Here is a 25,511-nt window from a genome sequence, read left to right as displayed (position 1 = left end):
TGTCATTAGAAATGATACCAGATTCGGGCTTGCCCGTTTAGAAGTTTTAGAAATGCATTCATGCTTTTAACATATTTTAGCATAATACGTTTCCAGATGCTAGTACATCAAATAATAATTAACTTACTGTTATACTGACCTAAATTTCTGTTTCATTTCGCGGTATTTTGTAGGCGATAACCCCGTATTCTTTTTAAACGCCAATGAGAAATAATTCGTATCCTTATAGCCCACCGCCTCAGAGATCTGGCTGGTTCTAATGGATGTTGTTTCCAGCAGTAATTTAGATTTTTCGATTCTGCGGTTTACAACATATTCATTGCAGCCTTCCCCCATAACCTTTTTAAAAAGCCTGGAAAAATAGTTGGGCGACATAAAGTACATTTCAGCCAGGGCTGCCACAGATAAGTTTTCTTCCAGGTTCTCATCAATATATCTTCTCGCTTTTGTAATAATTTCATGCTGATGCCCGTCTTCTTTTGAAAGCAGGTCTTCTATGAATCTTCCGGTTATCTCTGTCGCTTCCTCCCGGTCTGCGCTAATCAGCGTTTTTACCAGAACGTCTAATCTTCCCCCGGATTGCTCCCCCGTCTCCTGCACATAAGAAAAATACAAGTCCGCAAACAGCTCATAGCACCATTTCTGGGTCTGCCTTCTGGATAGGTTATAGGACACCACTGCCTGCTTGAATTGATCAAAAATGTGCATGACGTAATTTCTATTTGCCGCATTCGCAATCACGGCCTGCTTAAAGCTTTCATATACATCGGATATTATTTTTTCCCGGTTCTGCTCCTGTTCCGGGCGCAGAATATCCTGAAAGTTTTTTTCTTCCTGCTCTAACAGATAAAATGCATCATTGTAAGATATGTACAATTTCTCAATTACATCTATCTCACTGCCCAAAACCACTTTTATTTTTGCATCACATTCATCCTCAAGTATTCTTTCCAATTCGTGAATTCGTTCTGTAAAACTTTGTTCCAGGACTGTCATATTTGTATCATCATTCGTTATTTCGCTTCCTAAAAAAACAACCAGAATATTCCCATCAAAATCCATAAAAGTAAATCCGGCTCCTTTTTCATCAATCAGGTTCATACAGATATTTTTAATTGTAAGCTGATGGAATTCCTTTTCACCGTCCCTGGTATCCTTCAGTTCCAGCTGCGGGAGAATGACCGCTAACTGCATCTGTCTTTTCCCTGTATTCTGCAGTTCTTTTGGGTATTGTGCTTTTGAAATTGTCTTGTTATGAGCAAGGGCACGCAGGCAGTCCTCCAATACCATCTGCCGCTTTGTGCCTTCGGTTCGGATCATTTTACTCTCGGCTTCTCTCTGCTTCCTAAGCAGTTCCAGCTCTGCGATTTCTTTCGATACGGTCCCCTCCAGCTCCTCTTCATCCACCGGCTTCAGGAGAAAATTCTGAACCCGCATTCTAAGGCACTGCTGCGCATAGTCAAACCGATCGTATCCCGTAAGGACCAGTATCCGCATCTCTTCATCCTGCATCTCTGTCCTGATATGATGAATGAGATCCAGCCCCGTTACCTGAGCCATGCTGATATCCGTAATCATAATCTGCGGATGAACTTCATGAATAATACGCAGTGCCTCGGCAGCAGATGCCGCCGCATATACCTCACTAATTCCCAATTCTGACCAGGTTATTCCAACTTGTATTCCTTTTCTGATCATCGCTTCATCATCAACAATTAAAAGCTTGTACATACGGTTCCTCCTGCTCTCCCCTACTGTTCTGCCGGCAGATGTATCTTCACTGTAATCCCTTCCGGTTCATTCTGTGCAAACGATATACCATATTGGGATCCAAACATCAATTCTATCCTTTTGTTAACATTTCCGACACCATAGCCAAGTTTTTCATTATACTCGGATATTCCAAGATTCATTTCCTGTAATTTTGCTTCTTCCATACCCGCACCGTCATCCGAAACAAGTATATTAACAGCGCTCTCTATTTCTTCGATTCCCAGAATGATTTTCCCTTTTTTGCCTTCTTTCACGCGTATGCCGTGATAGATTGCATTCTCAATCAGCGGCTGCAGTGTCATTTTGGGTATTTTCAGATTAAAGTACGTCTCCGGAATCCGATTCTCCAGCTCAATTATATTGTCATAGCGCATATTCTGAATAATCAAATAGGCATTGATATGCTCTAACTCCTGACTGAGCGGTATTATCTCCTTCCCCTTACTCAGACATAATCTATAATACTGCGCCACCGCTTTTACCATCACGGATATCTCCCTGTTTCCGTCTGTCACCGCCTGCCAGTGAATACAATCCAGCGTATTGTATAGAAAATGCGGTTTGATCTGCGAGTACAGCGCATTAAACCTTGTCTGCTCCAACTGATGCTGTTCCTGCTTTACCTGCTCCAGCAGCATATGTATTTTGTCCATCATGGTATTAAAACATGCTGCCAGCTTCCTGCTGTCCGCATCGATACTATCCTCATCCAAACGCTTCTCCAAACGTCCTTCTGCCACATCATCCATTGCAAGAAGCACTCTGTCCATGGGCTGGTAGAATGTCATTATCATCTTTCGCAGTGTAAAAATAGAAAAAAGCATCATTCCGACAATCACAAGAAGCAGAATCAGCAGAATGCCAAAGCTTCCTGTATACAATTCCTTCGCAGGGATTTCATCTACCAGATAGTACCCCCAGCTTCCAATCTTCTGATAGTTGATCAATTTTCCAGACTTCTGAAAGCTGCCGGTTGTACCATTCATTTTTTCGCGATAAGAAACCTGTTCATTTTTATCCTGGAATATTACGTTTCCCGCCTCATCAGTTAAAAAATTTCTCTGGCCGCCGCTTTGATTCTCTTTACTGTAAAGCTGATCCAGCATATTATCCTTAAAATTAAGAATCAGCATTCCTATTTCTCCGTTTGATACAGATGATGTGGAGGTTGAGTATATTGGATGATATATTGTAAGCGTATGAATACTTCTCTTGAAGTATCCTTCCCCAAAACTCATCCGTATGGAGCTGTCTTTTTTCATTGGAATGCTTCCTGCATAATCTTTTTGGTATTCTGAAATGAATCTTGTATCTAAAAGACTGCTGTTGCCTTTATAAACATAACCGTCTGCTTTCCCCTGCATCACGACTGCAAAATTCATATTTCCCTGCATATTCAGCATGTTCTGCATATCATCATACAATTTTTCCGCCAGAGCCTCGTATTGGCTGCCTGAACTCTCACTGCTTTTACAGTAATCCTGTGCACTTTTACTGATAACAAGAGCCATAGCAAGTTTTTGATACTGCAGAAGGGTATCATTGTAATTGGACGCCAGCGTTTCCAAATTACCTCTTGCCATCTCTTTTGCCTGTTCCCTCATATAATAAACAGCCGAAGTCATAGAAACCACCAGAATAATCATGGATGTAACCGCTATCATAAGTGTCTGGAAAAAGATAATTTTTTTCTTCAAATTCCACGTATTCATCTGTGTTTTCATATTTCTTTCACTCCCTCTGCAGCCGAAAAATTTATTCATCTATATTACAGATTGTACCAAGATGCAGGCGCGGCGGCTAGTCCCAGTTACGAAATACTATGATTCGATGTACGAAGTTCAAGCACAAACCCGGAATCCCGGTCGCATTGGAAAGTGTTTCCATCGAATTTCAGCCTGGCGGCCTGGATAGAACTTCTGCGGTTACTGTACGTCTGCCATGCAGAATCCGTCTGCCATTTCTCCGCTGTCATTTCAGGATGAACGAAGTAGAAAATGTATACCACGTCACCACAGACCACAACATCTGCATGGCTGCCAAAAAATCCATCATCTGCCCTTGTCCCTGCCCCGCTTAATATCACATTTTTTCTTTCCCAGTTTGCTGCGTCAGCCGAATTGTATACTGCAAGCCCGCTCCAGGTATCTGTAATCATCCAATAATAATCTGCATAAAAGAATACATTCGGTCCTTCATGCCTGCAATCTGTAATCTCTGCTCCCGTTACTCTCCATTGATACAAATCTTCACTGACTGCCGCCCAAGTATGACAATCATCCCGTTCATCCTTGTACCACATTTTCCATCCCCCGGACCTGAGCGGATAAATACAGGCATCAATGACTCTGTCCGATGACAGTTCTAGAATGGCCTGGAATTCCCAATGGAACAGATCGGACGATGTGTAGTGTACAATGTCACGCGCTCTTTCCCATGTTTGCGCTATCCCTCTTACATAGGAACAATACATATGGTATCTGGTGCCATCATCTATAATTTCAGGAGCCCAGAATGTATTTCTGCCCTCCTCAAAATCCAGACCGGCCGCAATCCCTTTATAATCCCATTCTTTCCCGCCGTCTTTTGAGACGGCAATACCAATATCGGTACCGTGCATGAAAGCAATGCCGCCGACCGGTGCAAACGCGCGTCTGTTCGTATAAAACATCCACCACTCTGCCGTCTCTCTGTTATATATAACAGCCGGGTCCGCCGCACCATCATATATGGGGTCCCGAAACAGGGGGGCGTGTGTACTAAATGATTCCATGTTATTCTCCTTATCTTCTTATAGCGGATAATTGATCTCCAGTTTTGCAAACAAGTCCTCCAGGTCAAGTCTGACATCCATGTCCCTGTATACTCTGATTTTTTTTCCTTTTCCACCCTCAGAGTAGTTCATATCCGCCTCTATCCGGGGCGCGGGTATCATCTCATATCCATCTGTTTTTTCATGCTCCTCCAGCAGTGCACAGATACAGCCTTCATCGCCTAATGCCCAGATCTCTCCATGCGGCCAGTCCCGGAATTGAAGACTGTTTTTATTGAACTCCGCCATCTGTGAAAAAAGATAACGTCCGATTTTCCCCCGGCACATCACTTTTGTCTGCAGTTCGGCAAGGGATACTGCAAACTTTTTATATACGCTCTTTGTGATCTGCCATACCGGCATCTCTGATTGAAAGACAACATTGGCTCCGCAAATGTCATTTGCGAGATTAAACTCCGGTCCCCCAAGCGGATAATCTCCTCCCCCGATCCAGATACAGGTCATCCGGCTGCAGATTTCAGGTTCCATTAAGATCGCACTTGCAAGATCCGTAATCGCTCCCTGCATTCCTATATAAAGAGGCCTGGGGTCATCCTTCATGGCTTCTTTTACAATAAATTCCGCCGCTTCTGTTATAATCGGCGTTGTTTCATCCGGCAGACCCTCGGGTGCTCCTAAAAATACGGGATAATGATCGGTCAGATCCATGAGTGACATTATCTTTTTTATCTCATCATAACTTGCACAGGCAGTCTTCTTTTCCGGGAATCTGTTCCCATTCCCCTTATCAAAATGACCGGCTATAATCCCTTTTACGTCCAGCTTGTCTGTCATCAGTGCATGACATAATGTAAACTGATCATCCGCCTCATTTTTACAGTCAGTATGTACGATATACCTTACTCTGCGCTCTTTCGGCACTTCAAATTTATAATTAATCCAGCTGCTCATCCTTATACTCCTTGTCCTATGCTTTTACTGCGCCAGCCATACCTTCCACAAAGTGTCTCTGGAAAACCAGATACACGATTAACACCGGTATTATGGAAACGCACACGCCGGCACACAGATATCCATAATCCATTCCATGTTCACCGACAAACGTCATAAGTCCTACCGGGACCGTCTTATACTGATTATCCGTAATGATAATAGTTGCCAGCAAATATTCATTCCATGTCGCGAGAAAGTCCGTAATCATCAGGGTTGCAACCGCCGGTTTTGCCATGGGAAGAATAATACTGATAAAAAGCCTCCATTTATTAGCACCGTCAATACGTGCCGCCTCGTCAATTTCCCTGGGAATCCCCATAAAGAATCCCCTCAGTACAAGTATCCCAAAGGAAATCCCAAAACCAATATATACATATGTCAGCCCGGAAAAGGTATTTGTCAGATGGAGACTATTAAACACAATATTAATTGGAACAAGTGCTATCTGCATCGGAATCATCATACCGATCAGAAAAAACGCGAAAATTGCGGTGCGGTGTTTTATATTCAGCCTTGTAATCGCATATGCCGCCAATGCCTCCACAAAAATCCCCAATGGGACTTTGATACAGCTGACAAGCAGATCATTCTTCATATAATGCAGAATTCGTCCCTCAGTTAAAGCATTCACAAAATTACTCCATGCAAATGATTCGGGAAGCTCAAATAAACTGATCCCGCTGTAAAAATCAGATTTTGACTTTACTGCCGTTGCAAACAGCGTAAATATAGGAATTACCCAGATAATTGCTAATGAAATTAATAACACATATTTAATAATTCTTTTCTTTTTTCTGCTATTCATCTTTTCTCCTTATTTTTCTCTTGCGGTAAATGCAATATACGGTATAACAATCACCAGCATCATAAGCACCATAAATACTGCAATTGCCGTGCCGTACCCAACATTGTTATAGGAAAAAGTCTGGGAATACATATAGGTGGACAACATCTGTGTTGCATTATTCGGCCCGCCGTTTGTTAACCCTTTTACTACATCAAAAACCTTCATGGATGATATGATAAGTGTGGCAATAACCATGATAAATGTTTCTTTCATCAAAGGTACCGTAATCTTGAAGAACCGGGTAAATGAACCGGCCCCGTCTATAGATGCCGCTTCAAGAATATCGGCCGGCACTGTCTGAAGCCCCGCGAGGAATAAGATCATCGGCTGCCCGATCCCCTGCCAGAGACTTGCAATAAGCACTGTGAAAAAGGCACTGTTTTCCCCAGATATCCATGTCTGCGTATAATTAATTCCAATCATCTTTAAGAATTCATTAATAAAACCTATGTTTGGATTGTAAATCCATCTCCAGATAAGGGCTACTGCAATCGGAGCGACGACACACGGAAAATAGAAAAATGCTCTAAAAAATGTTCTGCCCCTGAACTTATTATTCAAAGCCACCGCCAAAAGCAGCGATATACTGGTCGTAAGCACTACCGTAAGTATAATCCATAAAATATTATTCTTTAATGCGGTAAGGAAAATACTGTCCGAAAACATCTGTACATAATTTTCCAAACCCACAAAATCCATCTTTCCTATTCCGGTACCATTATGGAGACTGATATATATCGAGTAGCAAACCGGAAAAATGATAACTGACAGATAAATAATCAATGCCGGAAGTAAAAATGCATAAGCTCCCCAATCTATTTTTCGTTTTTTCACCATAACAAATCACATTCCTTTCACTTTGCCGCAAACCAAAAGGCATGCAGTTTTTGCCGTCCACATGCCCTTTTTTTGCGCTCTATTTACTCTGCAGATTTATATTCCTCAATTGCACTTTGAATTGCTGCTGCAACCTTCTCCGGTGTCTCTGTTCCATTGCAGATACCAGCCTGTCCGTCAAATAATACATCCGCAACTGCCGTCGGGAACGCCTGGTCTGTGATTGTAAAAGTACCGCCTTCATTGCTGTATTCATACATTTCGCTGACATGAGGTCTTTCATCTCCCGGCATAACTGCATTGGCAAACGGCAGTGGATTGTTGACCAGATCAGCCGCTGCATGTTCCTCTGTTTCCATAAAGTCCATGAATTTCATACATGCATCCAGTTTCGCGTCATCCATATCTGCATTAAACTGAACCATCTCCGTAAAGGCTGACATACGTCCTGTTTCATTCGGGAATGGGAACCATCCATACTGATCCATATCCAGATCATTATCCAGGATATTAAAGTCATACCATTGTCCCTGGATGTCCATCGCACAATTTCCATTTGCAAGTGAAATCAGGGTATCATTAGGATCTGATGTGATAAAGCCCTCCGGAAAATATCCTTTTTCGCAGAACTCCTGATACTTGGCAAGTGCCTTTATTACATTCTCCTGATCCCATCTGCTGTCAAAAGAATTAAGCTTATCGTGGCCGTCTGCTCCTGCATAATACTCTACAAACTGTTCTACCAGCCTCATCGTATGCCATCCGTAAAGCCCGCCCGTGGAAATTGGCGTAACGCCATTTTTCTTTAATGTGGCACATGCCTGCTCGAATTGTTCAAAGGTAGTCGGAACCTCAATACCATACTCCTGAAAGATATCTTTTCGATAAAACATCCCGACAACATTATAGGCAATTGGATATCCGCTGAGCTGTCCGCCCAATTCACAAAGGCTTAAAGCGCCTGAATTAAATTTTTCATCCCATCCATTTGCGGCAGCATATTCTGTCAGGTCCTTGGAACACCCATTTTGAGGATAATAGGCACCAAGACTGCCGCCCCAGTTATACCACATATCAGGAAGATTATCTGCCTGTGCAGCTACCTTGCATGCATCTTTGATGGCATCTGTATCGTAATAGGAAAATATAATATTTATATTTGGATATTCTTCATTAAACTCGCTTACAATCTGTTCCATTGACTCCTGTCTGGTTCCGAGCGTCCAATATGTTATGTCGACCTGCTCTTCTGACGAAGCCGTCTTCTCTGACCCGTCCGAATTATTTTTTTCTGTTTTATTATTTCCGCAGCCTGCAAACATCGCTGCAGACATTGCGGCCACTAACATTAACGCAATTATCTTTTTTTTCATTACTTTCCCTCCTGGAAAACTGGTTTTGTTTGTTGATCGCTAATCAACACCGGCATTGATTTGATAACATTAAAATACCATATTTTTTTAGAAAGAAACATAAAATATCCTGCGCAAAATCTATAATTTTGTTACTTCCCCTGTTCTATCCCAATTTGTTTTTTCATGGCTTCTTTATAAATTCCTTAAAAATTGTTGTTATCATAAAAATTGCCGATACCACAGCAATAAAAAATAGAAGAGGTAACCCTGTAGAAGGATACTCAATGTCATTCCTGTACCAAAGACAGATGGCCGGTAACTAAGCAATAATCATTAAGGAGGAAGTTATGAACAATATTAATATTGCAGAAACCAATCAAGATTCTAAAAAATCCCGCAGGACAAACGCAGCAAACTATGATTCTGTGATTAAAACAAAACAATTGACAAAAAAATATGGTGACCAGAGAGTCGTCAACTCCGTGAATCTTCATGTTAAAAAGGGCAGGATTTATGGCCTGTTAGGACGCAATGGGGCCGGAAAGACCACAATTATGAAGATGATCCTGGGATTGACCTCTATTACATCCGGTCAGGTTGATGTATTCAGACAAAATATCAAAGGCCATGAGAAAAGCATATATCCCCATATCGGTACTATCATCGAAACACCAGGGTTTTATCCCAACCTGACGGGGACAGAAAATCTGGAGATTTTCGCAAAGCTTCGGGAACTGAATTCCCCTAATGCTGTAAAAAATGCTTTAGAAGTTGTCGGCCTGCCCTATAAAGATAAAAAGTTATTCAGTAAGTATTCTCTTGGTATGAAGCAGCGGCTTGGTATAGCGAATGCGATTCTCCACAATCCGGAGCTGCTGATCCTGGACGAACCGACCAACGGACTTGACCCGATCGGTATTGCAGAGATGCGGGATTTTATTAAAAATTTGAGTGTCCTGCACGGAAAGACCATTCTGATCTCCAGCCATATCCTTTCGGAAATCTCATTATTAGCGGATGATATCGGAATCCTCCACCGCGGCGTTCTTTTGGAGGAAAGCAGCATGAGCGAACTGGAAAGAAAGAACAGTAAATATATTCTGATGCAAGTTTCAGATGTTCAAAAGGCTGCACTGATCTTAGAGGACCAATTTAACATAAAAAATTACGCTGTGAAAGACAAGCATACCCTGCATCTTTATGACACTGCTTTGGATGTTGGAGAAATCAATAAAGCCCTTGTCATGCAGAATGTAACTGTGTTCAGCTCCGTGCTTTGTGAAGATACTCTGGAGGACTATTTTAAAAAAATCACAGGAGGGAAAGGCATTGCTTAAACTTATTCAAACAGAATTTCTTAAACTGCGCCGCAGAAGATTTGTCTGGCTCACGTTTTCGGCCGCCCTGATTATGCCGTTTTTTGCACTTTTGTATTTCCATTATTTAGGGAGAACAGGTGTTGATCCAATCCAGTTTTATAAATGGTCTGCCTTCGGCTATACAGTTTGGATTATTCTGCCCGTTGTTCTTGGAATACTTTGTGCTATGCTTATGCGCGAAGAAAATCAGTATGAAGTAACTACGCAGCTCTGGATTGTACCTGTCAGCAAAATGGGATATTTTTTCAGTAAATTTTTCGTGATTTTGATTTACTCTGTGTGTTTTATGATGATCAATGCCATTGCTTCTATTATGTTCAGCGTAATTTCCGGATGTGTTGTATTTGAATGGGGAAGCGTTTTATTCCTACTCGAAAAATGTTTGGAGATGGGAATTCTTACTGCTTTTACATTGCTGCCCATTCTGGCAATCGCAGCTTCACAGAAAGGATACATCCTTCCGGCCTGTATCACACTGGTATATGCCTTTTCCGGCTTTTTCATTATGTCAGTAAATATGTATCTGCATCCGTTGTCCAGCATGGCAGTTATCATCATGAGAAATAAAGAGATTCCGGGGCTTGTATTTACACAGGAAATTAATATATTTTTCGCATTTCTCTGTATTATAATCTGGGATCTGATTTCCATATTATTTGCCGGCATGGCGCTTAGAAGAAAGAAATGAGGTGTGTGGCATGCAATTACTACTTTGGGCAGAACTTCAAAAGATCCGCCGTTCAAATATTGTCTGGATTACAATGTTTGCAGCGATTCTGATAGCGGCCATTGTTTTTACAGGCGGGCTGGATATGTATAAAGGCCCGGATGTACATTATGGTTTAAAAACTGTTTATGACGGTTCCCGGTATATAGATAATGCGGGCTGGTATATGGATGAGGTCCAGCCGTGGGCGACATTTTTTATTCTGCCCGCGGTCATTGCTCTTTTGGGAAGTTATATGATCTGTCGGGAAGAAGATGATGACACATTAAAATCTCTGCGGCTGATTCCCATAAATGAAGCAAAATTAACCACCGCAAAAATGATACTTACTTTTGCATTTAGTATCTTTCTTTACCTGCTGCTCTTCGCTGTCACATTTTTGGCTGAAGCTGTTTTACATTTTAACACTTTGTCGGCAGAACTGGTTTTAAGTGCTTTAAAAGAGTATTTTCTGGATGGCGTTGGTGTATTTTTTGCGGTCTCTCCTATTATCGCTTTTGTACCACGTATGAAAAAAGGATATTGGCCTGCATTGGTATTTACTGAAATTTATTCCGTTGCCGGGCTGTTTGCGGGAATGTCGGACGTCTTAAAGCAGTTTTATCCCATTACAGCTGTATTTAATCTTTCAGGCTATCATCTGACTTCTGCGGGTAAAATAATGATGAGTATGATCATCCTGTTACTATGTGGCTGCCTTTCTCTCTTTTTGCTGAAAGATCTAAAACATAGTAAAAAAATGTGATACTATAGAAAGGGTGTTTCTATATAGAAAACAATTTTTGTAAACATTATGGCTTCAATGTTTTGTTTTTTATCAATCCGCCGTTTTGACAAACGGGAGGGTAAAATCATATAAAGGGAAATTCATATAAGAGGAAAATAGGAGGATAGATTATGCGGAAAGTATTAGTGGTCGATGATGACCTTGATATGCTGGATTTGGTGAGAGCCGCCCTGGAAAAGGACGGCCACCTGGTAGACACCGAAACGGATGGCACCGCATTGCAGCCTTCCCGCTGTCAGCAGTATGATCTTTTACTGCTTGACGTGATGATGCCGGGCGAGGATGGATTTTCCGTTTGCGGCCGTATCCGTGCCGAGGTAGATTGTCCCATCCTGTTTTTAACCGCCAGGGCGGAAGATGCGGCACTTGTACAGGGTTTCGGCCTTGGTGCCGATGATTATATTAAAAAGCCATTCAGTATTGCAGAGCTGCGTGCCCGGGTAAACGCCCATCTAAGACGGGAAGTCCGCCAGCCGGCCCACACCCTCAACCGGGGCGGTGTGCGATTTGATATGCAGGCAAAAATGGCCGCTGCTGGGGGGAATCCCCTGCCCTTTACCAAAGGAGAATATGCCATTTGTGAATATCTCGCTTTGCACGCCGGTCAGGTCTTTACCAAAGAACAATTGTACGAAGCGGTCTTCGGCTTTGACGCCGAAGGTGATCCATCATCCATTGCCGAACATATTAAGAATATCCGTGCAAAACTAAAGACCGAAGGAATAAACTCAATAGAAACTGTTTGGGGGGTGGGCTATAAATGGCGAAAAGACAGCGTTCTGTAAGTCTTTCTTTTGTACTTTTCCGATTTGCCGTCGTGATGCTTGGCTGTATGCTGTTCTGCTGCCTGGTATGGCTTTTTGCCGCCACATTGCTCCAAAACACCGGCGTTGTTTATCCGGGATATACTGCCAACCAGCAAGTTGAGAAAATGCTGGCTGCAAAACCTAATACTTTCGTTTCCCCCGGTGACGATTTTCTGGCGGAATATGCTCTGTTTGACCAGAGCGGCATAGTACTGGAAAGTAATGTGGAGGGAAAAGAGCTGGAATCTTTAATCGGATTTTGGCAGGAGGGAAGCCAGGATGTGAGTGTCTCACGGTACACTTATGAAGATGACAGCACTGTAATCATCCGCTGGCAGTACCGGAAAGAATTTGCCAGCCCTGTGCTGCGCGCTGCCCTGCCCCCTTTTGAATACTTATGGTGGGGGGCTCTTGGTGTGGCATTGGTGCTTTGTCTGCTGATTAATACACTGTGGCTTCGCCGGTGTCTCGCCGCCAAACTGCAGCTGTTCTCTGAGGTAAGTGAAAAAATCGGCACACAGGAGCTGGATTTCATCATTCCCCAGGCCGGCATACAGGAGTATGATCAGGCTTTGGGTGCCATGGAAGATATGCGGAAGGCATTGTATAGTTCGCTGTCCGCTCAATGGGCGGCGCAGCAGGAACGTGAAGCGGAAATAGCCGCACTCGCACATGATCTTAAAACCCCGCTTACCCTGGTAGGCGGCAATGCCGAGCTTTTACTGGATGAAGAACTATCCGCAAGCAGCCGCAAAAAAATGGAGACAATTATCGCAAGTAATCAGCGGGCAAAGCAGTATGTTGCCAGTCTGTTAGAAGCTTCTGCCGGTACGGATGAGGCATTTGAAAGCACCAGTCTGTCCGCTTTGTTTGACGAACTCTGCCAGAATACTATAGCTATTGCAGAGGCGAAGATGGTTTGCCTGCAAACACAAAACGACCTGAAAGGTACTGTATACGTTCAAAAGGCCCATTTACTACGGACCTTGGGTAATGTGGTGCAAAATGCCATTGAGCATACACCGGCAGGCGGAAATGTGTATTTGAAAGGATGTATGTTAGATAAGGGATGGCAGATCTCAGTGTGTGATGAGGGCACCGGCTTTGGCAAAGCGGCGTTACTCCATGCAACAGAACGTCTGTGGCGTGGGAATACGGCCCGAAGTTCTGATGGGCATCATGGGCTTGGCCTTTGGTTTGCCGCACAGGTAGTAGAGACACACGCAGGAGAGATGGAATTCGGCAACTGGGATTCTGGCGGAGTGGTTACAGTCAGGTTCTGCCAAACCGTAAGGGATAATTCGCAGCACCAAAACACTCTGGATTGAGACAAGTATTAGAGATATCTTCCATCATATTAGATTTACTCTCCACATCATTTCCATACTACCTTCATTCAGTAGAAAATCATAAATGCTTATTAATAATATACCAGCTTCATTGTATGTTGAAGCTGGTACATCCTTTGTAATAATAATTGCAACAATATTCCCTGGTTGTTAATTCATCAATACAATAAACCAACTCTTATATCGGCAAACTGTCCCGCACACACAACGCCCCATACCCCATCTGATTATTCGGCCACTGGTCAAATCCCGGAAGCTGTTTCGCCCCTCTCCGCAGATATGCCTTCACCTTCTCCCCATACAGATACGCATCATTCCCCCTCACAATCCCCCACTCCATCAGAAGTGCCGCGCTTCCGGTCACAAATGGCGTGGCAAATGAAGTCCCGCTGAAAGCCGCATAGCCTCCGCCGGACACCGTAGTGGTCACATTCACCCCCGGAGCCGCCAGATCCGGCTTCGGCACCGCGGCATATTCATAGACTGCCGCCGGCCCCCTCCCCGAAAAATCCGCATAGCTGAAAGTCAGCGCATTGTATGCGCCTACGGTAATCACCCGAAGTGCCGTAGAAGGAATCGTAAGTGTCGTGTCGCTCTTCGGAAATAAAAATCCGGTCCCTATATTCAGTGCACTCTGGCTGGGCAGCCACATTTCGTATTCCCCCGTCACGACCCTGCGCGGTGACAGAACAATCTGCCATACCCCGCTGTCTATATAAGACTGCCTCGGCAGAAAGTCAATAAAGACCTCCTGCTTGACACTGTACGGTTTCGGCTCCCCATAATATAGAAGGATCTCAGTATTGCCCAGAATAAACCGCTGAGGCCCCAGAATCTCCTGAATCGGCCCCACCCGCACTCCTGACGGACTGATCAGAGAGATATCCACCGTATCTACATAGGATTTCCACAGCTGTACATTGACCGTAGGTTCATTAACCTGAACACCCAGCTGGACAAATTCATCCACATTTTCCGTCAGCCGCCCCGACGTATGCCCGGCAGTGGTTCCTTCGTTCCCGCTGCCCACACATATGGCGCACTTCCAGTAATTTGATATATCATCCAGGAAACGTTCCAGCAGAGAGGTTCCATCATGGGAACCATATGTATTTCCAAAACTTATATTGACGGCCACGGGCATCTGGTATTCCAGGGCTTTGCGCACGGCAAAATCCACCCCCAGCATCAGTTCCGTTGTCCTGGGAAATCCCTCTTCCTGGGGAATTCCAAGCTTAACAACCAACAACTCGCTGGCAGGTGCTACTCCCGCGTACTGGCGCCCCGGACTGCCCGCTCCGTTTCCGGCTGCAATCCCCGCCACCGCCGTACCGTGGCCGGAGATATCCCGGCTCGGCACAATCTGCTCCCTTGCCTGCCTGGTATCCTGTCTCAGCGCCTCATTGATCTGCTCCTGTGTATATTCCGTACCGATGGCATAGCCTTCCGGCGGATTCCCTGGAATTGTCTGATCCCACAGGGCCCGTATCCTTGTCGTTCCATCCGGATTTCTGAAGTCCTCATTCGCATAATCTATTCCGCTGTCTACTATGGCTGTTAATACACCGCCTCCCATCAAAGAAAAAGGAGTTCGCTGCACCGGGTTGATGCAGGAAACTCTCTTTCCGTTGGCTACCTGAAAAAACAGCCTCTTTGGTTTTTCGATATACTCTATCTGCGGCATAGCCGCCAGCCTGTCAATAAGAGATTCACGTATTGTAATAACCGCATACTCATTTGTCAGTTCTGTCACGGCCGAGGCCAGCTCCCGCACCAGTTCCAGGGAGCCTGAATATTTAATAACCAGGTCCCACTCCCTGTCAATCGGGTTATATCCCACATCCAGTTCCAGTGACTTCACGCGCTCCTCTTCCGTAGCATCTAATGCAAGGTTCAGCAGATTTTCAACTTTCTGGCTCATATTCGGCTCCTTTAAGGCTATTCAATTAACAATTTTTCTCCCTTTTACCAGGGCAGTCATTTTTGGCTATTTGCCTTCCCCTTTATATGCAGCGAATGCATAAGGAAGAAAATATCCCTGCGCATGACGGCATACCGGGCATACGGCCGGAGCCTGTTTCCCCTCATGAATGTATCCGCAGTTGGTACAGATCCATTTACTTTCATTTTCACACGCATAGTAATGATTGCTTTCCAGCATTCCCGCTACTTCTCCAAACCTCACCTGGTGGGTATGCTCGATCTCTGCGATCTGATAGAATGCTGAGGCAGCCTCCAGGAACCCCTCTTCCTTTGCTGTATCGCCAAATGCCTGGTATACGTCCTCGTACTCCTCTTTTTCATTGTGCTCCGCAGCACGCAGAAGTTCAGCCAATGTTGCCTGCTGGTCTACCGGGTACCCTCCGTCAATAAATATTGTCTCACCGGACAGATCCTTCAGCAACTCATAATATCTCTCTGCATGAGCTCTCTCCTGGTCTGCAGTATACAAAAAGATATCGGAAATGGTATACATCTTCATCTCTTTTGCCTTGTCTGCCGCGATCGTATATCGGTTCCTTGCCTGGCTCTCCCCGGCAAATGCTCTCATCAGGTTTTCTTTTGTCTTACTTTCTGAAAAATTAACAGCCATAATACACACTCCTCTTTTTTATTACTAGTATGTACCATGGCTGGTAAATTATGCTCTTTTTCAGTTAAAAATATTTTCTGTGCGTATACTTCTTTTATAACGAAGGATCAAAAAGTCCCCTAGTTAAACCCAATCAGCCTTCTTGCCACGCTGTACGCCATAGAGGACACTTTACGGCCCGATTTTCCAGGAAGATTAATCGTCTGTCCCAGGATTCCGTATCGTATCTTCATATAAGCACCGTAATCCTTCTTTTTCAGATACTGCCACAGCTCTGCCTTTTTATCCAGGTTCTCCTTTTTCTTTGAGCGGATACATAAAATAGAAGAAACCGTCATCATGATAGCGAGATAATTGATCATATACCTGCGCAGTTTTCTGCTGGATATCATCCTCAGTTCATACATGCCTATCATACACTTGGTCACGAATATCTGCTGGTCTATCCTGCTGATCATCACCTTTTCATTTACAGACTGATCCTCCCGCCCGATAAAATACCGGTAAAAATCAACATCCATATAATACATTGTCCGCACATGAGGCAGCGGATAGTAGACATATATATTGTCCACATAAAATGTATGCTTGGGCAGCCTCAGCTGGCAAAGCTTCAGCATCTCTGTCCGGTAGAGGACAGAATGCATCAGGATATACTGATCCAGGTGGAAGTGCCCGATATCGTCCCAGTGAAAGATCTGGTTCTGCGGAAGCACATTGCGGTAATGGATCACCTTCTTATGCTCCACTCCAACCTTTTCATATACATAGTTGGAGACAATCATGTCCACCTCAATCTCCGCCTGCACGAATCCCCTGACAGCTTCCAGAATCATCATAAGAGCTTCCTCATCCACCCAGTCATCGCTGTCCACGACTTTAAAATACCTGCCTGTGGCATGGGCCAGCCCCGCATTGACGGCATCGCCGTGCCCCCCGTTTTCCTTATTTACATTCTTAATAATCGTCGGATACAGTTCCGCATAGTGCTTGGCAATCTTTTTCGTCTTGTCCGTGGAGCCATCGTTCACAATAATAATCTCCACGTCCTCCCCGCCTTTTAATATTGACTGTATCGCCTTTTCCATATATGCTTCAGAATTATAGCATGGAATTGCAAATGATATATACTTCATAACAACACCTCTTTACTCAGATACAGCAATTATACTGCACATTTACCAAATTTCCAACTGTTTTATCATAAAATCCGTTTTTGTACCGGTTGTAAAATATATCTATATCTATTATAGTTATAGATATGACATAAAACGAAAATTGCTTTGGAGGGATTATTTATGAAGAAAAATGTTGTCGTCGGCCAGTCCGGCGGACCGACCGCGGTCATCAATGCGAGCCTGTACGGAGTTGTCTATGAGGCTTTGAACCGGGAAGATTCTTTTGGCACTGTTTATGGTATGATCAACGGTATCGAAGGTTTCCTGGAAGGCCATTATATGGATATGGACCCCTTGGAGCGTTCCGGTGAACTGGAACTGATCAAGGTGACTCCCGGCTGCTATCTCGGCTCCTGCCGGTATAAGCTTCCCGAGGATCTGGACGATCCGGTATATCCGCAGCTATTCGAGAAGTTTGACGCATTAAACATCGGTTATTTCTTCTATATTGGAGGGAACGACTCCATGGATACAGTGAGCAAGCTTTCCCGCTATGCAGTCAAAACCAACAGCGATATCAGAGTCATCGGAATTCCGAAGACAATCGACAACGATCTTGTGGAGACAGACCACACTCCGGGCTTTGGAAGCGCCGCCAAATATATCGCATCTACAGTCAGAGAGATCTCCCTCGATGCCTCTGTTTATGACAATAAAAAATCAGTCACCATCGTAGAAATCATGGGCCGCCATGCAGGATGGCTGACCGCAGCCAGCGCTCTGGCCCGAAAGTTCGAGGGAGACAATCCGGTACTGATCTATCTCCCGGAAGCCGCATTTGACCAGGAAGCATTCATTCAGAAAGTAAAGGACTCACTGGAACAGACACCCAACCTTGTCGTATGTATATCCGAAGGCATTCACGACAAAAACGGCACTTTCGTCTGCGAGCTTGCCAGTGACGTTGGTGTAGACGCATTTGGACACAAGATGCTGACCGGCTCCGGAAAGTATCTGGAGAACCTGATAAAGGACAGGCTAGGCATTAAAGTCCGTTCCATTGAACTGAATGTATCTCAGCGGTGCTCCAGTACCATGCTCTCCGGTACAGACCAAAAAGAAGCCATTGCTTCCGGAGCTTTTGGCGTAAAATCCGCTCTGGAAGGCGAGACAGGCAAGATGATTGCTTTCAAAAAAATCAAGGACGAGCCCTACACCGTTGATTACGTAACAGCCGATGTCAACCAGATCTGCAACAGGGAAAAAACAGTTCCGGCGGAATGGATCACCAAAGATGGCACTGATGTAGGAGAGGCATTTATTGCTTATGCCAAACCGCTGATCCAGGGAGAAGTCCAGGTTCCAACGGAGGACGGTGTCCCCAGATTTGCATACCGCAAGTAACTTTTAAAGTGAAAAACTCCATCAATGATATGCATGATCCCGCAGGGCATAACCGTGGTTTACCCCTGGGTATGCTTCTGCTTCTTCAGCAGTATATCATTGATGGAGTTTCTTTTTATAATTACTCTCCGGATGGAACACCAGCCAGGCCTTGCCTTTATTCGCATGCCCTTTCCAGCTCCCAGAATTTCAGCTCCTCAAAATATATCCGGCCGCCCTCGGCCAAGATAGAATTTTTCTGTTCCTCATCATCCGTAAATACATCGCAGGATATATTATTCTTATAGTCATTGCTAAAGAGCTCAATGGAACTCTGGTCCGAAAATATATGAATATCAAGGATATCTTTTCTCATCAGGTTAATGGGGCTTTTCGCAATGCCTTTGCTCCACCCGTCGGACTGGTTTCTGTCAAAGCTGATTTCCCCTTTATTCAGGTCAAATTTGATGACTGTTTTCCGTTCTCCTGAGCACCTCAGATCCATCCGGATCACCTTCGCAGTCGTCTCTTTCAGATTAATTTTCATTTTAAGTTCATAGACCGCACCGTCTTTCAGCGAAAAAGAATTTTTATCTTCTACGATACACGTTTCTTCTGACTGTACATCCCGGCGCAGCTGCTCCAATTCGCGTATGGGAACAAACTTCAGTGTACTGTCCTCACAGAGCACAACCTCTCTCGGAAGATTGAAGAACCCGCACCATCCCTCCCTGTAGGTTGGTCCCCAGTCCTTCCAGAACGGCATCCAGTCCCAGGCATTGGCCCATCCTACAATGATCCGCCTGCCATCCGGAGCAAGAAAGGATTGAGGCGCATAATAGTCAAATCCCCAGTCAATTTCCCCGGTTACGGTATAGTAAAATTTTCCGGTCTGGTAATCGAAATCTCCCACCAGATATACGCTGGTTCTTTCCTTCGCCCCCATGGGGGAAAACATCAGGACATACTTGTCTCCAATGGGATAAAAATCCGGGCATTCCCACATATATCCCCACTCACCGCGGCTCTCTGCCAGTATATTCACAAATTCCCAGTGGAGCATATCGTCTGACCTGTACAAAAGCGCCTGTGCCATCCCGTCTTTGTTCGCACCGCAGATAACATAATATGTATCCTCATGCTTCCAGAGTTTTGGATCCCGGAAGAAGTCCCCGGGAATCCCTTCGGGAGCAGTCAGCACCGGATTGCCTGCATATTTTTCAAAATGGATGCCATCCTCGCTGTATGCGATGCACTGGGACTGCTCAAATCCCCTCCCATTATTCGTAGTTCCGGTATACATCAGAAACAGTTTCCCATCGTGCTCAATCGCACTTCCCGAAAAACAGCCCCCCTGATGGTGGTCATCATAGCTCTCGCTGGGCGCAAGTGCCAGAGGCAGATACTCCCAGTGGAGCATATCTTCGCTTACCGCGTGTCCCCAGTGCATACGGGACCAGAAGCCCTCATAGGGGTTATACTGGTAAAAAAAATGATATTTCCCTTTGTAGTAAATTAATCCGTTTGGATCATTGAGCCAGCCGGTCTGCGGCATAAAGTGATAATACTGGCGCATTCTCCCCTGCTTTACCTGCTCCTTTTTAGCGTCAATCTCCCTCTGGGCCTTATCGATGTTTTGCTGCATTAATTCTTTAGACATAAGACGCCTCCAGTTTTCTCATTTACTTATATTCCTCTCTCAGTTTTTTCGCAAACTCTGTATTAAGCTTTGATTCCCTGCGCGCCTTGTCTTCTTTTATACGGAACTGCTCCTGTCTTGCAGGGGAATATTCCTCCCAGCGTTTCTTATAAGATTCCCTGGCTGCCTGCATCTCTTCTGTTAACTGAGGCATTTTGAGATTTCTTTCGGGCAGTACCGGCACGTTCGGAAGACGCTCTTCCACCGGCAGTATGGTCAATGGCTTTGCGGTCGGAAGTGTCTGGTACCAATACGCAGTGGAGCTCCAGTCATCGGACAGATGGTTGGCATGGCCGTGCTCAATCGTTACACGCAGTCGTTTCTCAAACCTGACCGGATCCGTGATATGGAAGCGGTAGGATACATGGAACCCATCCGTGTCTCCTTCGTGCACAATGGTCCCGAAGAACGGAAATGCATTGCGCTGCATCCCCCATGCATGGTTGAAATAGTCCTCTGTCCCGGTACCGTTCAGACTGGGGTACTCTTCTCCGTCAATAAAGAACATGTCGTTTCCTTCTCCCCACCAGCTTCCCTGGTAATGTTTCACCGACAGATTACAGCCTACATAGTGTCCGGTTCCTTCCACATCCAGAACCGTATAATTGCCTTCTCCCTTGAAATTCGTTACGTTATTGACCTCCGGCGAATTCACCTGGATATCCGGCCCCCATCCGTCACACGGGTTCTCTCTGTGCCAGCTTGTATGGAAATATGCAGTATTCTCATCAAGAGGGGCTTTGTACATCTCATAGTCTATATTGAAGTATAAGATAAACGGAAGCTCGTTCTCGTTGATTATCTCAATCTTTGCCTTTTTGTTAAACGGCATCGGGAAATAACAGGATACGGAACAGGGTGCACCGTAGCGTCCTGCCTCCTCCGGTTTCAGTGACACATTAAACGGAAGGGAAGAAAAATTTCCCGGATAGCAGTTCCCAATACAGAAAAAGTCTCCGAAGGGCGCCAGAACGCTTGGTGTATCCTGGTCGTCCCACGTAATTTTGATCAGTGCCTTTCTGTAATAGAAGGGGTCGTAATCGTCCCAGATTACCCCCAGTGCCGGATGAATTTCCATAACCGGTGCTGCGGACGCATTCTGCACCGGGTCCAGGATGCTGGGCGCTTTTACTTTACGGCAGGATGAAGTCATCCAGATATGTGTGATACATCCGGGGCCTTCTATTTCTCCCAGTGTAATGCTCTCCTTTGCCGGAATCTCCCAGTAATCCTGGTTCTTACCTCTCTGATCCCAGCTTGCCAGCCTTCCGTTCCTGGCCTCTTTTATTGTTGTCAGATCCTGAAATAATCCTGATACTTTACTCATGGTATCTCCTCCTAATTCTTTTTACATAATTTATTTACCAGCCATCTGTCTTACCTGCTGTTTGATCCTTTTTACACCATATCATCAGTGCACGGAAAGCTTGTATCTTTTCTTTCCCCGTTAACCCTTCACAGCCCCGGCAGTCATGCCCTCCACAATATTCTTCTGGAAGAGGCCATAGAATATCAGCTCCGGTATGATAATCAAAACGCTGGATGCCACAATTCCGCCATAGTCCACCGTGTAGGTTCCCTTGAAGAAGGATGCCCCCATGGAAAGCGTATAGTCGGAAATATCTCTCAGCATGACCGATGCAAACGGATACTCATTCCAGATATACAGTACGTTAAATATGACGATCGTCGCAATCACCGGCTTTGCCATCGGAAGAATTACCTTCAGCATCAGATCCCAGATACTGCATCCGTCAATCACAGCAGCCTCATCGATTTCCGTCGGAAGTGACTTCAGGTATCCCACCAGCAGCAGTGTATTAAAAGATATGGATGTCGCCACATACGGGAAGATCAAAGCAAACAATCCCCTTAATCCCAAAGCCACATTAATCTTATAAACCGGAAAAAGCAGAATAAAAGGTGAAATCGAAAGCCCCATAATTAAAAACCCATATATTAAGGAAACAACTTTTCTGTTCTTAAACTCCATTCTTGATAGCACAAAGGAACTGAAAAATGTAATAATCAATTCAATGACCAGCGAAATCACACAGACAAAAAGTGTATTCCCATACAGGCTTAAAAAATCCAAAGTTTTAAACGCATTTCTATAGTTTTCCACATTCAGGCTATTTGGCAGAGAAAGCGGAGCGGACAGTATTTCCGAATTTGTTTTAAAGGACAGTACAAGCATCCAGATAAACGGAAAAACAACCAGCAGCGTAATCAGAACCATCAGAATATACATCGCTGTTTTCTTCTTTTTGTTGATCATAATCCCGCTACCTCTCTTTCTCTCTGGTCAGGAACGTATAGATCCCTGTAATCAGCAGTGACAGCAGAAATGTAATGGTCGCAAGCGACATACCATAGCCATAATCACTGCTGGAAAATGTCATGGAATAACTGTAAGTCACCAGTGTCTCCGACAGATGGTTCGGGCCGCCCCCTGTTGTCTGCTGTACAATCTCAAAAATCTTAAATACTCCCGTAATAATCAGAACCGATACCGTTGAAATCGTCGTACGCATCATCGGGATAATGACATAGCGGACCTTCTGTACTCCGCTGGCCCCATCGATCTTCACTGCCTCGAGGACGTCTTCCGGAATCATCTTCAGCCCGGCAATAAAAATGGTGACCAGATATCCAAGCTGCTGCCAGAAGTAAATGATGGCAATGCTGTAGGGTGAAAATGTCTCCCCGCCGATCCATTTTTGTTTCAGACCCGATGCTCCCACTGCATCCAGAATATTGTTAATTACGCCAATATTCGGGTCCAGGATATATACCCATATAATACCCACAATAATGGGGGCTATAATTGCGGGGGAAAATATCAGTGCCTTTGAAAAATCAGTTCCTTTCAACCGGTTATTTAAAAGCAGTGCTATTAAAAATGATAGTGTCAACAGCAGGATAAATGCCAGTACGAAAATAATCATTGTATTCTTCAGTGAAATCCAAAACACATTATCCTGAAACAGCCTGATATAATTCTGAAATCCTTGAAATCTTGCCTTGCCAATACCCGAATACTTTGTAAAGCTGTACCCGATTGCGATTATAATAGGCAGGACAATAAATACACTGTAGACAAGCAGTGTCGGAATCAGAAGGCCTATTTTATATCTTCTTTTGCTCAACCAGCGCATATCCTTCTCCAATCATCTGAATCCATCTGTAAGAGCCCGCCCCGCCGCAAGGACGGCAGGGACCTGAGCTTCACGCGTATAAACCTGTTTCCTTTTATTTACTGTAGGACAGTGCCTCGTCAATCTTATCCAGCGCCTCTGCCGGTTCATATGTTCCCTGCATTACGCCAAACATGGAGTTATAAAGTGCCTCCTGTACCGCAGATACCACCGTCAGATCCGGTGCCGCCTCCGGGCTTTCCCATCCTGCCCCCAGGGCTTCCAGCATGGCGTTCATAGAATACTGTGTGTCTGTTGCAGCTACATCAGAATAATTTGTTGCCGGGAAAATAGAACCTTCATAGGAGATCTTTGCAGCCTCTTCTCCATAATAAAATTTCAGGAATTCAAAAACTGCTTCTTTTACCGCATCATCATCTGCAACTTCCGCATTTACAACAATTGGCGCGGAAGGAACTTTCATCGCAATATCCTGATTGTAATCTGTATCGGTGAATTTCGGTCCCCACCAGAAACCAACGTTCTCTCCAATGTTCTCATCAAACTCTGCACAGTCCCACTGGCCGGTGCCGAACATTGCTGCCTTGCCCTCATTGAAGAGCTGCTTGGCATCGAAGTATTCAATGGTAGCCATGTTTTCCGGGAATGCTCCTGCTTCCGCGATCCCTTTTAACTTTTCAAAGCAGGCAGTCAGGTCTTCATTATTGAATTTTTTCTCTCCCGAAAGAATGCTGTCAATATTTTCTGCCCAGCCATATCTGGCAAGCGTCTCATTGAATTCCCACATCGCATACGCACTGTTTTTACTTCCGATGGACAGCGGAGTCACGCCGCTCTCTTTCAGCTTCTTAATCATCCCGATAAAATCTTCGTATGTAGTGTCGTTTGTAGGATACTCAACTCCTGCCTTGTCGAACAGATCCTTGTTGTAGAAGATTCCCTGGACATTACACTGATATGGCAGACCGTACTGTCCATTATCATCCTGGAATGCATTCTCCATGCCGCCAAGAGCCGTCTGGATATCAGCGTTCTCTGATAAGAAATCGGATAAATCCATCAGAACACCAGAGTCGCTGTATTCGGGAGCCTCACTGGCATCCAGCCAGAAGATCTGGGGGAGTGTTCCGTCTGAAGCCTCCAGTTTCATATTCTTGGAATGAGACTCTTTGTCTGATGCCTCGAATTCCACCTTGTATTTTCCGTCATATTTTTCATTAAATGCCTGCACAATGTTATATGTAACAGCTTCCTGCTCCTGCGGATTAGCTACATGGATGCCGAATTTAATAGTCGTTGCCCCGCCGTCTGCCTTTGCCTCCTCTTTTTTACCTCCGGAGCATCCTGCGAGAAGGCCTGCAGCCATTGTTCCTGCCATAACCACTGATAACAGTCTTTTCAAAGTTCTTGTCTTCATAATTATCCTCCTTGATCATGAATCCTGCCTTGTTGTTTCCAATATGGAACCCGTTCCACATTGTCCAAAAAAAATTTTACTGTTTGCCAGTGCCGTATTATGGAACGGGTTCCACAATACGGCAAAAAAAATAAGTTTTCTCAGGTGTGCACCTACTGATTACTTTAAGCTCATTATATTACTCCTTTTAAAAAAGTCAACCTTATTTTTGAAACTAATTGTTTTTTTGTTTATAATGTAAATTTTCAAAGTAAATGCAACCCCTATGTCCATTATCGGTTGCATTTACTTTAAGAATCCGAAATGTTGCATTAAGTGTGACAAATTTTGTATGATTCTTCCAGTCGTGTCTGGGAATACGATTGGAGGATTTCATTATGAAGAAAACACATTTATCATTAGAAGACAGAATCACAATCTCACAAATGCTTTCCGAGCAGCAGTCCTTTAAACAGATTGCCACCGCTGTAGGCAAGAACTGCACCTCTATATCCCGGGAAATCAGAAACCATTTGGA

22 protein-coding genes are annotated in these 25,511 nt (G+C 44.5%); 7 read left to right on the top strand and 15 right to left on the bottom strand.

What is annotated here, in order from left to right; genetic code table 11:
• Positions 1-129 precede the first annotated feature (129 nt).
• The 7 genes from HMPREF0240_RS03000 to HMPREF0240_RS02970 form a co-directional block, all read right to left on the bottom strand.
• Positions 130-1,731 carry a response regulator gene (locus HMPREF0240_RS03000; RefSeq protein WP_009001971.1) on the bottom strand — a complete coding sequence of 534 codons (1,602 nt, stop codon included), beginning with the start codon at positions 1,729-1,731 and terminating at the stop codon, positions 130-132.
• Between the two features lie 20 nt (positions 1,732-1,751).
• Positions 1,752-3,497 carry a sensor histidine kinase gene (locus HMPREF0240_RS02995; RefSeq protein WP_050794472.1) on the bottom strand — a complete coding sequence of 582 codons (1,746 nt, stop codon included), beginning with the start codon at positions 3,495-3,497 and terminating at the stop codon, positions 1,752-1,754.
• An 86-nt stretch (positions 3,498-3,583) separates the two neighbouring features.
• Positions 3,584-4,546 carry a glycosyl hydrolase gene (locus HMPREF0240_RS02990; protein WP_009001969.1) on the bottom strand — a complete coding sequence of 321 codons (963 nt, stop codon included), beginning with the start codon at positions 4,544-4,546 and terminating at the stop codon, positions 3,584-3,586.
• 18 nt (positions 4,547-4,564) lie between these two features.
• A complete protein-coding gene (locus tag HMPREF0240_RS02985; RefSeq protein ID WP_009001968.1) occupies positions 4,565-5,497 on the bottom strand; it encodes a nucleoside hydrolase in 933 nt (310 codons plus the stop codon).
• Positions 5,498-5,513: 16 nt separating this feature from the next.
• Complete coding sequence (locus HMPREF0240_RS02980) at positions 5,514-6,344, bottom strand: carbohydrate ABC transporter permease (protein WP_009001967.1); 831 nt, start codon at positions 6,342-6,344, stop codon at positions 5,514-5,516.
• 9 nt (positions 6,345-6,353) lie between these two features.
• Positions 6,354-7,223 carry a sugar ABC transporter permease gene (locus HMPREF0240_RS02975; RefSeq protein ID WP_009001966.1) on the bottom strand — a complete coding sequence of 290 codons (870 nt, stop codon included), beginning with the start codon at positions 7,221-7,223 and terminating at the stop codon, positions 6,354-6,356.
• Between the two features lie 83 nt (positions 7,224-7,306).
• On the bottom strand, positions 7,307-8,596 hold the full coding sequence (locus HMPREF0240_RS02970; protein WP_009001965.1) for an ABC transporter substrate-binding protein: 1,290 nt from the start codon (positions 8,594-8,596) through the stop codon (positions 7,307-7,309).
• 329 nt (positions 8,597-8,925) lie between these two features.
• Here HMPREF0240_RS02970 and HMPREF0240_RS02965 point away from each other — a divergent pair, with 329 nt between their 5' ends.
• From HMPREF0240_RS02965 to HMPREF0240_RS02945, 5 genes are all read left to right on the top strand, one after another.
• Positions 8,926-9,915, top strand: a complete 990-nt coding sequence (locus HMPREF0240_RS02965) for an ABC transporter ATP-binding protein (RefSeq protein WP_009001964.1) — start codon at positions 8,926-8,928, stop codon at positions 9,913-9,915.
• Positions 9,908-10,645: an ABC transporter permease gene (locus tag HMPREF0240_RS02960; RefSeq protein ID WP_009001963.1), complete on the top strand. Its 738-nt coding sequence runs from the start codon at positions 9,908-9,910 to the stop codon at positions 10,643-10,645. Before HMPREF0240_RS02965 ends, HMPREF0240_RS02960 begins: the two co-directional genes overlap by 8 nt.
• Before the next feature lie 10 nt (positions 10,646-10,655).
• On the top strand, positions 10,656-11,429 hold the full coding sequence (locus HMPREF0240_RS02955) for an ABC transporter permease (RefSeq protein ID WP_009001962.1): 774 nt from the start codon (positions 10,656-10,658) through the stop codon (positions 11,427-11,429).
• A 152-nt stretch (positions 11,430-11,581) separates the two neighbouring features.
• The gene (locus HMPREF0240_RS02950) at positions 11,582-12,256 is read left to right on the top strand and encodes a response regulator transcription factor (RefSeq protein WP_035312306.1); all 675 of its coding nucleotides are present in this window, start codon (positions 11,582-11,584) and stop codon (positions 12,254-12,256) included.
• Positions 12,232-13,605 carry a HAMP domain-containing sensor histidine kinase gene (locus tag HMPREF0240_RS02945; RefSeq protein WP_009001960.1) on the top strand — a complete coding sequence of 458 codons (1,374 nt, stop codon included), beginning with the start codon at positions 12,232-12,234 and terminating at the stop codon, positions 13,603-13,605. Before HMPREF0240_RS02950 ends, HMPREF0240_RS02945 begins: the two co-directional genes overlap by 25 nt.
• Positions 13,606-13,804: 199 nt before the next feature.
• Here HMPREF0240_RS02945 and HMPREF0240_RS02940 read toward each other — a convergent pair whose 3' ends face one another.
• The 3 genes from HMPREF0240_RS02940 to HMPREF0240_RS02930 form a co-directional block, all read right to left on the bottom strand.
• On the bottom strand, positions 13,805-15,547 hold the full coding sequence (locus HMPREF0240_RS02940) for a S8 family peptidase (protein ID WP_009001959.1): 1,743 nt from the start codon (positions 15,545-15,547) through the stop codon (positions 13,805-13,807).
• A gap of 66 nt (positions 15,548-15,613) precedes the next feature.
• Entirely contained in the window at positions 15,614-16,219 is a 606-nt protein-coding gene (rbr, locus tag HMPREF0240_RS02935; RefSeq protein WP_009001958.1) for a rubrerythrin, read from the bottom strand.
• A 119-nt stretch (positions 16,220-16,338) separates the two neighbouring features.
• Positions 16,339-17,355: a glycosyltransferase family 2 protein gene (locus HMPREF0240_RS02930; protein WP_009001957.1), complete on the bottom strand. Its 1,017-nt coding sequence runs from the start codon at positions 17,353-17,355 to the stop codon at positions 16,339-16,341.
• Between the two features lie 162 nt (positions 17,356-17,517).
• On the opposite strand from HMPREF0240_RS02930, the gene HMPREF0240_RS02925 reads away from it, so the two are divergent.
• Positions 17,518-18,741, top strand: a complete 1,224-nt coding sequence (locus HMPREF0240_RS02925) for a 6-phosphofructokinase (protein WP_009001956.1) — start codon at positions 17,518-17,520, stop codon at positions 18,739-18,741.
• Positions 18,742-18,898: 157 nt separating this feature from the next.
• Here HMPREF0240_RS02925 and HMPREF0240_RS02920 read toward each other — a convergent pair whose 3' ends face one another.
• The 5 genes from HMPREF0240_RS02920 to HMPREF0240_RS02900 all read right to left on the bottom strand — a co-directional run bounded on the left by HMPREF0240_RS02920 (position 18,899) and on the right by HMPREF0240_RS02900 (position 24,994).
• On the bottom strand, positions 18,899-20,380 hold the full coding sequence (locus HMPREF0240_RS02920) for a glycoside hydrolase family 32 protein (RefSeq protein WP_009001955.1): 1,482 nt from the start codon (positions 20,378-20,380) through the stop codon (positions 18,899-18,901).
• Positions 20,381-20,402: 22 nt separating this feature from the next.
• The gene (locus HMPREF0240_RS02915; protein ID WP_009001954.1) at positions 20,403-21,746 is read right to left on the bottom strand and encodes a glycoside hydrolase family 172 protein; all 1,344 of its coding nucleotides are present in this window, start codon (positions 21,744-21,746) and stop codon (positions 20,403-20,405) included.
• Positions 21,747-21,866: 120 nt separating this feature from the next.
• Entirely contained in the window at positions 21,867-22,697 is an 831-nt protein-coding gene (locus HMPREF0240_RS02910; protein ID WP_009001953.1) for a carbohydrate ABC transporter permease, read from the bottom strand.
• Between the two features lie 7 nt (positions 22,698-22,704).
• The gene (locus HMPREF0240_RS02905; protein WP_035312305.1) at positions 22,705-23,577 is read right to left on the bottom strand and encodes a sugar ABC transporter permease; all 873 of its coding nucleotides are present in this window, start codon (positions 23,575-23,577) and stop codon (positions 22,705-22,707) included.
• 94 nt (positions 23,578-23,671) lie between these two features.
• Complete coding sequence (locus tag HMPREF0240_RS02900; RefSeq protein WP_009001951.1) at positions 23,672-24,994, bottom strand: extracellular solute-binding protein; 1,323 nt, start codon at positions 24,992-24,994, stop codon at positions 23,672-23,674.
• A gap of 377 nt (positions 24,995-25,371) precedes the next feature.
• Between HMPREF0240_RS02900 and HMPREF0240_RS23735 the strand changes: the two genes are divergently transcribed.
• Positions 25,372-25,511: helix-turn-helix domain-containing protein (locus HMPREF0240_RS23735; protein ID WP_083806107.1), on the top strand; the 140-nt coding region annotated here is incomplete at its 3' end.

It is taken from the genome of Clostridium sp. D5, assembly GCF_000190355.1.
In the GTDB taxonomy this organism is placed as follows: domain Bacteria; phylum Bacillota; class Clostridia; order Lachnospirales; family Lachnospiraceae; genus Faecalicatena; species Faecalicatena fissicatena_A.
The sequence above is the reverse complement of the archived record's forward strand: the minus strand, read 5'-3'. Positions and strand labels throughout refer to the sequence as shown.